12 protein-coding genes are annotated in these 12783 nt (G+C 65.8%); 10 read left to right on the top strand and 2 right to left on the bottom strand.

Annotation, left to right across the window (positions count from 1 at the left end):
* Nucleotides 1-82: 82 nt before the first annotated feature.
* Nucleotides 83-928, bottom strand: a complete 846-nt coding sequence (gene bhcR / locus BLT73_RS14185) for an HTH-type transcriptional regulator BhcR (RefSeq protein WP_090524913.1) — start codon at nt 926-928, stop codon at nt 83-85.
* A 167-nt stretch (nt 929-1095) separates the two neighbouring features.
* Between bhcR and bhcA the strand changes: the two genes are divergently transcribed.
* The 4 genes from bhcA (at nt 1096) to bhcD (ending at nt 5509) form a co-directional block, all read left to right on the top strand.
* A complete protein-coding gene (gene bhcA, locus BLT73_RS14180) occupies nt 1096-2286 on the top strand; it encodes an L-aspartate--glyoxylate aminotransferase BhcA (protein WP_090524911.1) in 1191 nt (396 codons plus the stop codon).
* Nucleotides 2286-3251, top strand: coding sequence for a beta-hydroxyaspartate dehydratase BhcB (gene bhcB, locus BLT73_RS14175; RefSeq protein WP_090524909.1), 966 nt, complete (start codon nt 2286-2288; stop codon nt 3249-3251). The genes bhcA and bhcB overlap by 1 nt, the downstream gene beginning before the upstream one ends.
* Nucleotides 3252-3265: 14 nt before the next feature.
* Nucleotides 3266-4429 (top strand): 3-hydroxy-D-aspartate aldolase BhcC, encoded by a 1164-nt coding sequence (bhcC, locus tag BLT73_RS14170; RefSeq protein WP_090524970.1) that lies wholly within the window; start codon nt 3266-3268, stop codon nt 4427-4429.
* A 114-nt stretch (nt 4430-4543) separates the two neighbouring features.
* The gene (gene bhcD / locus BLT73_RS14165; RefSeq protein WP_090524907.1) at nt 4544-5509 is read left to right on the top strand and encodes an iminosuccinate reductase BhcD; all 966 of its coding nucleotides are present in this window, start codon (nt 4544-4546) and stop codon (nt 5507-5509) included.
* A gap of 88 nt (nt 5510-5597) precedes the next feature.
* Here bhcD and BLT73_RS14160 read toward each other — a convergent pair whose 3' ends face one another.
* Complete coding sequence (locus tag BLT73_RS14160; protein ID WP_090524905.1) at nt 5598-6416, bottom strand: alpha/beta hydrolase; 819 nt, start codon at nt 6414-6416, stop codon at nt 5598-5600.
* Between the two features lie 171 nt (nt 6417-6587).
* On the opposite strand from BLT73_RS14160, the gene BLT73_RS14155 reads away from it, so the two are divergent.
* Genes BLT73_RS14155 through BLT73_RS14130 form a run of 6 tightly spaced genes read left to right on the top strand, consistent with a single transcriptional unit; the run spans nt 6588 to nt 12775 of the window.
* Complete coding sequence (locus tag BLT73_RS14155) at nt 6588-8210, top strand: AMP-binding protein (protein WP_176805110.1); 1623 nt, start codon at nt 6588-6590, stop codon at nt 8208-8210.
* Between the two features lie 52 nt (nt 8211-8262).
* Nucleotides 8263-9393, top strand: coding sequence for an ABC transporter substrate-binding protein (locus tag BLT73_RS14150; RefSeq protein ID WP_090524903.1), 1131 nt, complete (start codon nt 8263-8265; stop codon nt 9391-9393).
* A gap of 56 nt (nt 9394-9449) precedes the next feature.
* Nucleotides 9450-10370: a branched-chain amino acid ABC transporter permease gene (locus tag BLT73_RS14145; protein ID WP_090524902.1), complete on the top strand. Its 921-nt coding sequence runs from the start codon at nt 9450-9452 to the stop codon at nt 10368-10370.
* Nucleotides 10367-11350, top strand: coding sequence for a branched-chain amino acid ABC transporter permease (locus tag BLT73_RS14140; protein WP_090524900.1), 984 nt, complete (start codon nt 10367-10369; stop codon nt 11348-11350). The genes BLT73_RS14145 and BLT73_RS14140 overlap by 4 nt, the downstream gene beginning before the upstream one ends.
* On the top strand, nt 11343-12092 hold the full coding sequence (locus BLT73_RS14135; RefSeq protein WP_090524898.1) for an ABC transporter ATP-binding protein: 750 nt from the start codon (nt 11343-11345) through the stop codon (nt 12090-12092). The genes BLT73_RS14140 and BLT73_RS14135 overlap by 8 nt, the downstream gene beginning before the upstream one ends.
* Complete coding sequence (locus BLT73_RS14130) at nt 12089-12775, top strand: ABC transporter ATP-binding protein (RefSeq protein ID WP_090524896.1); 687 nt, start codon at nt 12089-12091, stop codon at nt 12773-12775. The genes BLT73_RS14135 and BLT73_RS14130 overlap by 4 nt, the downstream gene beginning before the upstream one ends.
* Nucleotides 12776-12783 lie beyond the last annotated feature (8 nt).

The following is a 12783-nucleotide window of genomic DNA, read 5'->3' as shown; positions in this document are numbered from 1 at the left end:
CATCGCCCCGCGCGGCCCGGCGGCTGATCCTGCTGCTTGACGGGGCGGCGCGCGGTCCGCCCGGATGGCCCCGCGGGCCGGGTCAGACCTCCCGCCGGGCCACCCCGCCGATCGCACGGGTCAACGCCTCGGCGGCCGCGATCACCTCGCCGCTCAGCCCGACCACCGCGTCCGGCGTCACCCGGCTGGTCGGCCCGGAGAGCGAGACCCCGGCCACCGCCTCGGCGTTCATGTCGAAGACCGGCGCGGCGATGCAGCGCATCCCGAGATTGCGCTCCTCGTCATCCACGGCATAGCCGCGCGCGCGGATCCGGCGCAGTTCGTCCGCCAGCCGGTCGCGGTCGGTGATCGTATGCTCCGTGAACGATGCGAAGTCCTGCCCCGCCAGCAGCCGCTCCAGCCGGTCCTGCGGCATGGCCGCCAGCAGCGCCTTGCCGATGCCCGAGACATGCATGGGCGACAATGTGCCCGGCGGAAAAAAGGCGCGGATGCTGGCATGGGTCTCGACCTGGCTGACGAACAGGATCGCGCCCTCGCGCTCGACGCCGAGATTGGCGGTCTCGCCCGTCGCCTCCATCAGCCGGCGCAGCACCGGGCGGGCCCGATCGACCAGGCTGGTGCGGCGCAGGAAGCGCGTGCCGATGGTGAAGGCGTGCGGGCCGATATGCCAGAGCTGCGCCTCGGCATCGAACTCCACCAGCCCGCGCCCGGCCAGCGTCACGAGGATGCGGTAGATCGTGGCCGGGGATTCCTGCGTCTCGGCCGCAATGGTGGACAGCGCCAGCCCGCTGCCCCGGCTGACATGGTCGAAGACGGCCATCGCGCGATCCAGCGACTTGATGGTGTTCTGGGCGGTCTTGTCGTCCCAGCCGCGCGGCCGGCCGCGCGTCCGGCGCGGCCCGGATTCGGGATTATCTGGGATTGCCATAAACTGCCCCTCACAAAATACGAAATCATTTTTCACGATATGAAAAACACAAGGGGCTGACAAGGCTGGATTTTCCGCCTTTGCCGGAGCGGACCGGCGGCAAAGTAAAAAAATTTCGTGCAGCCTCATGGCGTTCTAGTCTGGCGGGAACATGGAAGGAGACAGACATGAGCTTTCAGAATCCGGTTTTCATTCCCGGCCCGACCAATATTCCCGAAAGCTTGCGCAAGGCCTGCGACATGCCGACGATCGACCACCGCTCGCCGCTGTTCGGCCAGATCCTGCATCCGGCGCTTGCCGGTGTCCGCAAGGTTCTGAAAAGCGATCAGGCCGAGATCTTCATTTTCCCCTCGACCGGCACGGGTGGCTGGGAAACCGCGCTGACGAATACGCTTTCGCCCGGCGACAAGGTTCTGGCGGCGCGCAACGGCATGTTCTCGCATCGCTGGATCGATATGTGCCAGCGCCACGGGCTGGAGGTTCAGATCGTCGAAACCCCATGGGGTCACGGCTTGCCCGCCGACCGCTATGAGGAATTCCTGACCGCCGATAAGAACCATGAGATCAAGGTTGTTCTGGCCACGCATAACGAGACCGCGACCGGCGTGCGTTCCGACATCGCCGCCGTGCGCCGCGCGCTCGACGCGGCGGGGCATCCGGCGATGCTGTTCGTGGACGGCGTCAGCTCGATTGCGTCGATGGATTTCCGCTTTGACGAATGGGGCGTTGATATTGCCGTCACCGGTTCGCAGAAGGGCTTCATGCTGCCGCCGGGTTTGGCGATCCTCGGGTTCAGCAAAAAGGCGATGGCGGCGATTGATAGCGCCACGCTGCCCCGCACTTTCTTTGACGTGCGCGACATGGGCAAATCCTACGGCAATAACGCCTATCCCTATACCCCTGCCGTCGGGCTGCTGAACGGGTTGAACCAAGCCTGCGGCATGCTGCTGGATGAGGGGCTGGAGAATGTCTTTGCCCGCCATCACCGCATCGCCGAAGGGGTTCGCGCCGCCATCGCTGCTTGGGGGCTGGAGCTTTGCGCAGTCTCGCCCGATGTCTATTCCGACACGGTCAGCGCGGTGCGCACGCCCGAGGGTTTCAACGCGACTGATATCGTCACCCATGCCGCCAGCAATTACGGCGTCGCCTTTGGCGTCGGTCTGGGCGAGGTCGCGGGCAAGGTCTTCCGCATCGGCCATCTGGGCAGCCTGACCGACGTGATGACATTGTCCGGCATCGCGACCGCTGAGATGTGCATGGCCGATCTGGGTCTGGATATAAGCCTCGGCTCAGGCGTTGCGGCGGCACAGGAATATTACCGCTCGACCCAGTCAGCCGCGCGCAAAGACGCCGCCTGATGAAAGACGCCGAGATGTATATTCCCAGCTATCAGGACATGCTGGATGCGCATGAGCGCATCCAGCCCCATATCCGCCGCACCCCGGTCCGCGAGTCGGCCTATCTGAATGAACTGACCGGCGCGGATCTGTTCTTCAAATGCGAGAATTTTCAGGAACCCGGCGCGTTCAAGGTGCGCGGGGCCTGCAATGCGGTGTTCGGTCTGGATGACGCGCAAGCCGCCAAGGGTGTGGCGACCCATTCCTCGGGAAATCATGCGTCATGCCTGTCCTACGCAGCGATGCGGCGCGGGATTCCCTGCAATGTGGTGATGCCGCGCACCGCGCCGCAGGCCAAGAAGGACACGGTGCGCCGTTATGGCGGCGTGATCACGGAATGCGAACCCTCGACCTCGTCGCGCGAAGAAACCTTCGCCAAGGTGCAGGCCGAGACCGGCGGCGATTTCGTCCACCCCTATAACGATCCGCGCGTCATCGCCGGTCAGGGGACCTGCTCGAAGGAGCTGATCGAACAGACCGACGGCCTCGATATGGTCGTGGCCCCGATTGGCGGCGGCGGCATGATCTCGGGCACCTGTCTGACACTGGCGACGCTCGCCCCCGAAACGCAAGTGATCGCGGCAGAGCCGGAGCAGGCGGACGACGCCTATCGCAGCTTCAAGGCCGGTCATATCATCGCCGATGATGCGCCCAAGACGATAGCCGACGGGCTGCTGGTGCCGCTGAAGGATCTGACCTGGCATTTCGTCTCAAACCATGTGAGCGAGATCTACACCGCCTCGGATGCTGAAATCATCGAGGCGATGAAGCTGATCTGGAAACATCTGCGCGTGGTGATGGAGCCGTCAAGCGCGGTCCCGCTCGCCACCATCCTCAAAAACCCCGACGCCTTCAGGGGCAAGCGCGTCGGCATCATCATCACCGGCGGCAATGTCGATCTCGACCGCCTGCCCTGGACCCAGTGACCGGAGGATTCAAGATGAACACGAATGTGAAACCCGAAGATCTCGATGTGGGCTTCGACGTCCCCGCCATCCCCGGCATGGATGAGGCCGATATTCAGACCCCCTGTCTGGTGCTGGATCTGGACGCGCTGGAGCGCAATATCGTGAAGATGGGCGATTACGCCAAGGCGCATGGGATGCGGCACCGGGTGCATGGCAAGATGCATAAATCTGTCGACGTGGCCAAGCTGCAGGAACGGCTGGGCGGCGCGGTCGGTGTCTGCTGCCAGAAGGTCAGCGAGGCCGAGGTCTTCGCGCGCGGCGGGATCAGGGATGTGCTCGTCTCCAACCAGGTGCGCGACCCCAAAAAGATCGACCGGCTGGCGCAACTGCCGAAGCTGGCGGAAAATGTGATCGTCTGCGTCGACGATATCGACAATGTGGCCGAGCTGTCGGCGGCGGCGCAGACACACGGCACCGAGCTGGGCTGTTTCGTCGAAATCGATTGCGGCGCGGGGCGCTGCGGCGTGACCTCGACAGAGTCGGTGGTGGCGATTGCCAAAGCCATCGACGCAGCGCCCGGCCTGCGTTTCGACGGCATCCAGGCCTATCAGGGCGCGATGCAGCATATCGACAGCTATGAGGGCCGCAAGGAGAAGCTGGACGCCGCCATCGCCAAGGTCAGCGACGCGGTCGAGGGGTTGAAGGCCGAGGGGTTGGAGCCGCAACTGGTCTCCGGCGGCGGCACCGGGTCGTATTATTTCGAGGCGAATTCCGGCGTCTATAACGAGCTTCAATGCGGTTCATACGCCTTCATGGATGCCGATTACGGGCGCATTCTGGACAAGGACGGCAAGCGCATCGATCAGGGCGAATGGGAAAACGCCTTCTTCATCCTGACCCAGGTGATGAGCCACGCGAAAGCCGACAAGGCGATCTGCGATGCCGGTCTCAAGGCGCAGTCGGTCGATAGCGGCCTGCCCTTCATCTATGGCCGCGACGATGTGGAATATGTCAAATGCTCGGATGAGCACGGCGTCATCGCGGATCCGCAGGGCGTACTGAAAGTGGGCGAGAAGCTGCGCCTCGTGCCCGGTCATTGCGACCCGACCGCCAATGTCCATGACTGGTATGTCGGCGTGCGGAACAGCAAGGTCGAGACGGTCTGGCCGGTCTCGGCCCGCGGCAAGGCCTACTGATCCCGCACATCGCGGGCTGACGCTCCGGCCGACCGGGAATGGCCGGGTCGTCGCCTCTGTGCAGTCTCCTTCCGGGCGATGCACAGGGGCGCAAATACCTCAAGGGAGACTGACATGCTGATCGTGCCGGAACGCGAAATCGCCGATCTGATGACACGCTCGGCGGCGTTTGACGCCGTCGAAAAGGTGTTCGCCGCCATGGCCTCGGGTGACGCCTATAACTTCCCCGTCATTCGCGAGGCCATCGGGCACGCGGATGCGCTGTACGGCTTCAAGGGCGGGTTCGACCGCGCCGGGCTGACGCTGGGGCTGAAGGCGGGCGGCTATTGGCCCAACAATCTCGACCAACACGGGATCATCAATCACCAATCCACCGTGTTCCTGTTCGATCCCGATACCGGCCGGGTGCGAGCGATGGTGGGCGGCAATCTGCTGACGGCGCTGCGCACCGCTGCCGCGTCCTCCGTCTCGATCCGCCATCTGGCGCGGGACGACGCCAAGGTGATCGGCATGATCGGCGCCGGGCATCAGGCGAAATTCCAGCTGCGCGCCGCGCTGGAACAGCGCGATTTCGAAAAGGTCATCGGCTGGAACCTGCATCCCGAGATGCTGCCCAATCTGGAAGAAGTGGCGGCAGAGGCCGGCCTGCCCTTCGAGGCGGTGGAGCTGGACGGGATTCGCGAGGCGGATGTCATCATCTCTATCACCTCGTCATTCGACGCGATCCTGATGGCGGATCAGGTGAGTCCCGGCACCCATATCGCCTGCATGGGCACCGACACCAAGGGCAAGCAGGAGGTCGATCCCGCGCTTCTGGCCCGCGCCACGGTCTTCACCGACGAGGTCGCGCAATCAGTCAGCATCGGCGAGGCGCAGCATGCGGTTGCCGCGGGTCTGATCGCCGAGAGCGACATCACCCAGATCGGGGCGGTCATCAATGGCACACATCCCGGCCGCGCCTCGGCGGAGGAGATCACGCTGTTCGACGGAACCGGCGTGGGCCTGCAGGATCTGGCCGTCGCCGCCGCGGTGGTTGATCTGGCGGTGCAGAACGGCGTCGCGGTCGAGGTGGATTTCTGACGACCGGCCCGGATCACGCGCGCGTAGCCTTTCCTTCCCCGACTGCCCGGCCATGCTGCATGGCCGGGCTTTTTTCACCCGCGCAACGCTAGCCGTCCAGAACCGCCCGCGTCAGCGGATGATCTGAGTCGCGCAACCCGTCCAGCACGTCGAAATGATGCCTGCCCGGTTCGGCGACGAGGCTGATTTGTGCCCCCTGCCGCGACCAGCTTTCGGCCAGCAAGGCAGATTGGCGCAGGAATTCCGGCCGCTCGGCCGCGCCGACCCAAGCGGTCAGCCGAACCCCGCCACGCGGGGCGTTCAGCGCCGGGCTTTCGGCGCGCGCCTCCGCCGCGTCCAGTTGCAGCCGGTCGTTCATTGAATGCCGCATCAGCGGGCGCAGATCATGCAGACCGCTGACCGAGACCACCCGGTCGATCCGCGTCGCCACCGCATCTGGCAAGGGCGCATCCGCGCAGGCCATGCGCGACACCAGATGCCCGCCCGCGGAATGGCCGCAGAGCCGGATCGGGCCCGAGACCTCCTGCCCCGCCCGCGCCACCGCCTGCGCGATCTGGCGGGTCATGCCCGCAATTCGCATTTCGGGCGCGAGCGTATAGCTGGGCATCGCCACCGCCCAGCCCCGCGCGAGCGCGCCGGAGCCGAAATGCGACCAGTGGGATTTGTCGAAGGCCAGCCAGAACCCGCCATGCACGAAAACCATGAGCCCCAGCGGTGCGGCGTCGGGCAGAAACAGGTCCAGCCCTTCGCGCGGCGCTTCCCCATAGGGCAGATCCAGACGCGCCCGCGCCTGCGCCCGGAACGCCGCCGCATCTTGTGCCCATCGCTCGGGATAGGACGCGCCATCCGGGATATAGGCCGCGTTGGCGAAGGCATCGTCCCAGTCGATCAGCGTCTCGTCGGTCATCTCTCTGCCTTTCCCGTTCCGGCCCCGCCGGTTCGGGCATAGCCGATCCGGGGGGGCAAATAAACTTCAAACTCGAAATTTCAAACTTGAAGTTTTATCGGCCCTGCGCAAGAATGACCGCGGACAGCCGACCTGCGAGGCGGCTGCCGGGGGGAAGCAGGGAGTTCGGACATGGTGCTTCGCGTCAGCGCGCATCAGGATCATTTCGCGCGACAGAATCTGCCGCCTATGGCCGACTGGCCGGATCTGCTGCTGGACGGATTCGACTATCCCGACCGGCTGAATGCGGGGGTGGAGCTGACCGATGCGATGGTGGCCAGAGGGTTCGGCGATCACACCGCGCTGATCGGCAACGGGCGGCGGCGCACCTATAAGGAGCTGGCCGACTGGACCAACCGGCTGGCCCATGTGCTGGTCGAGGATCTGGGCGTGAAGCCCGGCAACCGCGTGCTGATCCGGTCGGCCAACAACCCGGCGATGGTCGCCTGCTGGCTGGCCGCGACCAAGGCGGGCGCGGTGGTCGTCAACTCCATGCCGATGCTGCGCGCGGGCGAGCTGACGAAATATGTCGACAAGGCCGAGATCGCCTTCGCGCTGTGCGACACGCGGCTGATGGAGGAGATGATCGCCTGCGCCAAGGGCAGCGATTATCTGAAAACCGTGGTCGGCTTCGACGGCACGTCGAACCATGATGCGGAACTGGACCGGCTTGCGCTTGAGAAGCGGGTGACGTTCCAGGCGATCGAGACGGCGCAGGACGATGTGGCGCTTCTGGCCTTCACCTCCGGCTCGACCGGCGATCCGAAGGCGACGATGCATTTCCATCGCGATCTGCTCATCATCGCGGATGGCTATGCGCGCGAGGTGCTGGGGGTCACGCCGGAAGACGTGTTCGTCGGCTCGCCGCCGCTGGCCTTCACCTTCGGGCTGGGTGGGCTGGCGATCTTTCCGCTGCGCTTCGGGGCGGCCGCGACCTTGCTGGAGACGGCATCGCCGCCCAACATGATCGAGATCGTCGAGAAATACCGCGCAACCGTCTGTTTTACGGCACCCACCGCCTATCGCGCCATGTTGCAGGCGATGGAGGAAGGCGCCGATCTGTCCAGCCTGCGCGCGGCCGTGTCGGCGGGCGAGACCCTGCCCGCCCCGATCTATGACGCCTGGAAGGCAAAGACCGGCAAGCCGATGCTGGACGGGATCGGCGCGACCGAGATGCTGCATATCTTCATCTCCAACCGCTTCGACGACCACCGCCCCGGCTGCACCGGCAAGCCGGTCGGCGGGTATGAGGCGAAGGTGCTGGCCGAGGATGGCCGCGAGGCCCCGCGCGGCGAGATCGGGCGGCTGGCGGTGCGCGGTCCCACCGGCTGCCGCTATCTGCGCGGCGAGCGGCAGGCGGAATATGTCGCGGATGGCTGGAACATCACCGGCGACAGCTTCGTGCAGGATGCGGAGGGGTTCTTCCATTTCGCCGCGCGCAGCGACGACATCATCGTGACCGCCGGATACAACGTCGCCGGGCCGGAGGTCGAGGCCGCGCTGCTGTCGCACGAGGCCGTGTCCGAATGCGCGGTGATCGGCGCGCCCGATGAGGAGCGCGGCCAGATCATAGAGGCGCATGTCGTGCTGGCCGCAGGTCACGCGGATGACGCGCTGACGGTCAAGGCGTTGCAGGACCACGTCAAGGCGGTGATCGCGCCCTATAAATACCCGCGCCGGGTCCTGTTTGCCGCCAGCCTGCCCAAGACGAGCACCGGCAAGATCCAGCGATTCCGGCTGCGTCAAGACGGGTGACACGGGCCATGGCTTCGTGTTCAAAAAGAAGAAAACCGGGAGGAATCAGGAAATGAACAAATTGCTGACTTGTGCGGCGGCACTGGCGCTGTGCGCGGGGGCAGCCTCGGCCGAGATCAAGGTGGGCATGATCACCACGCTTTCGGGCGGCGGGGCCAGCCTGGGGATCGACGCGCGCGACGGCTTCATGCTGGCGCTGGAACAGTCCGGCCGCGACGATATCGAGGTCATCATCGAGGATGACCAGCAGAAACCGGATATCGCGGTGCAGCTGTCCGACAAGATGATCCAGTCGGAGCGGGTGGACGTGATGACCGGGATCATCTGGTCGAATCTGGCCATGGCGGTGGTGCCCGGCGCGGTCAATCAGGGCGTGTTCTACCTGTCGGTCAATGCCGGCCCGTCGCAGCTTGCCGGGCCGGGCTGTCACGAGAATTACTTCAACGTCGCCTGGCAGAACGACAATCTGCACGAGGCCGCGGGGGCCTGGGCCAACCAGACCGGGTACAGCAACAGCTTCATGCTCGCCCCGAACTACCCGGCCGGGCATGATGCGCTGACCGGATACAAGCGGCTCTACGAGGGCGAGTCGGCCGGTGAGATCTTTACCGAGCTGGGCCAGACCGATTACGCCGCCGAGATCGCGCAGATCCGGGCCAGCGGCGCGGACAGCGTGTATTTCTTCCTGCCCGGCGGGATGGGGATCTCGTTCCTCAAGCAATATGCCGATAGCGGCGTCGATATCCCGGTGATCGGGCCGGCCTTTTCCTTCGATCAGGCGATCTTGCAGGCGGTGGGCGATGCGGCCCTTGGCGTGGTCAACACCTCGCAATGGTCCAAGGATATCGACAATCCCACCAACGCCGCCTTCGTCGAAAGCTTCGAGGAAAAATACGGCCGCCTGCCCTCGCTTTATGCCAGCCAGGGTTTCGACACCGCCAATCTGCTGATCTCGGCGCTGGAAACCGCTGAGCCGTCGGATGCGGACGCCTTCCGCGCGGCGCTGAAGGCGGCGGATTTCGACAGCACCCGCGGAGAATTCAGCTTCGGTGCGAACCATCACCCGGTGCAGACGATCTATGCCCGCGAGGTGGTCAAGGAAGGTGATATCTACACCAACAAGATCATCGGCACCGCGATCGAGAACCATGCCGACGCCTATGTCGGCGAGTGCAGCATGTAAGCCAACCGCTTTAGCCGGGCCGGGCCTGTTCCGGTTCGGCCCGGCAGGAACACAGAATGTCCGCGATCCTGATTATCGAGCAGATCCTGAACGGTCTGCAATTCGGCGTCATGCTGTTTCTGATGGCCGCCGGGCTGACGCTGATCTTCGGCGTGATGGGGCTGATCAATCTCGCCCATGGCTCCTTCTACATGGTCGGGGCTTTCGCGGCGGCGGCGGTGGCGGGGGTCACGGGGTCGTTCCTGCTGGCCCTGATCGCGGCGCTGATCGTGGCGGCGCTCGCCGGGGCGATGGTCGAGATGGTGGTGATCCGCAGGCTCTATGCCAGCGACCATCTGGACCAGGTGCTGGCCACCTTCGCGCTGATCCTGATCTTCTCCGAGGGAACGCGGTGGATCTTCGGCTCCTTCCCGCTCTATCTCAACACCCCCGCCACTCTGTCCGGGCCTGTCACCCTGCCCGGCGGCATCCAGTATCCGCTTTATCGGCTGGCGCTGATCGCGGTGGGGCTGGCGGTCTGGGGCGGGCTGTGGTGGCTGATCGAGCGCACGCGGATCGGCATCCAGATCCGCGCCGGAGAGAATGACCGCGAGATGATTGCAGCCCTCGGCATCGACATCTCGCGCCTCTATACGCTGATCTTCGCGCTCGGCGCGGCGCTTGCCGGGCTGGCCGGTGCGCTTGTCGGCACCATCCAGTCGGTGCAGGTCGGCATGGGAGAGCCGGTGCTGATCCTGGCCTTTGTCTGCATCGTGATCGGCGGGATCGGCTCGATCAAGGGGGCGTTCATCGGCGCGATCCTGGTCGGGCTGACCAGCACGCTTGGCGGGATCTTCCTGCCCGAGCTGTTCAAGGTGTTCACCGACCCGGCCACGGCGCAGGCGGCAGGCGCGTCGCTGGCATCCATGTCGATCTATATATTGATGAGCCTGGTGCTGATCTGGCGGCCGACCGGCCTGTTCGGGGCGCGCGCATGATCGCGGAGCGGTGGCTGAACCTTGCCGTGCTGGCCGGGCTGCTGGGGGTGGCGGTCTGGGCGCGCATCGCCGATCAGCCCTTCACCATCACGCTGACCACCCGCGCGGTGATCCTGGCGCTCGCCGCGGTCGGGCTGAACATTGCGCTCGGGCTTGGCGGGCTGGTCAGCCTGGGCCATGCGGTGTTTTTCGGCCTGGGCGGATACGCGATGGGGATCCTGGCCTTCCATGTCCAGACCTACACCCCGCTGGAGATCGGGCCGATCTCCATCGCGGGCAGCACCTCCATGCCGGTGATCTGGCTAACCGCGATCGCGCTGTCCTCGCTGGCGGCACTCGGCATCGGGCTTTTATCGCTGCGCACGAGCGGGGCGTATTTCATCATGATCACGCTCGCCTTCGGGCAGATGTTCTACTACTTCGCCATCTCCTGGAACCGCTATGGCGGCGAGGACGGGCTGTCGATCTATGTCCGCAACGGGTTTCCGGGGCTGAACACGCTGATCCCGTTCCAGTTCTTCGGCATCTGTTTCGCGCTGCTGTGCCTGGTGCTGCTGATCGGGGACCGGCTGGCGCGGTCGCCCTTCGGGCTGGCGCTGAACGCAGCACGGCAGGTGCCGGTCAGGGTGGAGACGGTGGGGCTGTCGCCGTTCCGGCTGAAGCTGGTGGCCTTCGTAATCTCGGGCGCGGTGACGGGGCTCGCGGGCGCGCTGTTTGCCGATCTCAACCGTTTCGTCAGCCCGACCATGTTCAGCTGGCAACTCTCGGGCGAGCTGATCGTGCTGGTCATCTTGGGCGGCGTCGGCCGCCTGATCGGGCCGGTGGTGGGTGCGGTGCTGTTCGTGGCGCTGGAACATCTTCTGGGCGGGCTGACCGATCACTGGCATGTGTTCCTGGGGCTGATCCTGCTGGTGATCGTGCTCTTCGCGCGCGGCGGGATCGTCGGGCTGCTGAGCCGGCGGAGGCTGGGCGATGGCTGATCCGGTGCTGTCCACCGACGGGCTGACCAAGCGGTTCGGCGCGCTGACCGCCAGCGACGGGATTTCGCTTGATGTGCGGCCGGGAGAGATCCACGCCGTGATCGGCCCGAACGGGGCCGGGAAATCGACGCTGATCCACCAGATCTGCGGCGGGCTGCGCCCCGATCACGGCAGGGTGCATCTGCTGGGACAGGACGTGACCGCGCTGAACACCGCCGCGCGCGCCCGCGCCGGGCTGGGGCGCACCTTCCAGATCTCGGCGCTGGCGATGGAGGACAGCGTGCTGCAAAACGCCATGCTGGGCGCGCTCGGCCGCTCCGGCCGGCCATGGCGGTTCTTCGGCCGCGCGCTTGGCGATGCCGATCTGCGCGCCCGCGCCGAGGACTGCCTCGCCCGCGTCGGTCTGGCCGATCACCTGCACGCACGCACCGCAACGCTCAGCCACGGGCAGCGCCGCCAGTTGGAGGTGGCCGTGGCGCTGACGCTGGAGCCGCGGATCTTCATCATGGACGAGCCGATGGCGGGGCTGGGCAGCGACGGCTCGGCCAAGCTGACGCGGTTTCTGGACCGGCTGCGCGAGGAGGCGCCGATCCTGCTGGTGGAACATGACATGGACGCGGTCTTCGCGCTTGCCGACCGGGTCAGCGTGCTGGTCTATGGCCGGGTGATCGCCACCGGCACGGTCGCGGAGATCCGGTCGAGCGCCGAGGTCCGCGAGGCCTATCTGGGGGAGGAGGGATGAGCCTTCTGGATCTCTCCGCGCTCACCGCCGCCTACGGGGTCAGCCAGGCCCTGTTCGGGGTCGATCTGTCCGTGGGTGAAGGCGAGGTGGTGGCGCTGATGGGCCGCAACGGCATGGGCAAGACCACCACCGTCAAGGCGATCTGCCGGATGATCCCGTCGCAGGGCGGGCTCAGCTTCGACGGCCAGGATCTGCACCGGCTCTCCAGCCACCGCGCCGCCCGGCTGGGCATCGGGCTGGTGCCGGAGGGGCGGCGCTGCTTCGGGGATCTGACCGTGCGCGAGAACCTGGTCGTCGCCGCGCGTCCCGGCCCCTGGGATCTGGCGGCGGCCACGCGGCTGTTTCCCCGGCTGGGCGAGCGGATGGCGCAGCGCGCCGCCTCTCTGTCGGGGGGCGAACAGCAGATGCTGGTGATCGGCCGCGCGCTGATGACCAATCCCCGGCTTCTGATCCTGGACGAGGCGACCGAGGGGCTGGCCCCGATCATCCGCCAGGAGATCTGGGCCGCGATCCGGCGGCTGAAATCCGAGACCGGCATGGCGATCCTGCTGATCGACAAATCGGTGCGGGAACTCGCCTCGGTCTGCGACCGCGCGGTGATCCTGCAACGCGGCAGCACGGTCTGGGCCGGTCCAATGGGCGAAATGACTTCCGACATATCCGAGCGCTATGTCGGCGTGTAGACAGCAGG

It is taken from the genome of Paracoccus isoporae, assembly GCF_900101865.1.
Lineage (GTDB): Bacteria > Pseudomonadota > Alphaproteobacteria > Rhodobacterales > Rhodobacteraceae > Paracoccus > Paracoccus isoporae.
Note: the sequence above shows the minus strand (reverse complement) of the source record. Positions and strands in the feature narration are given on the sequence as shown.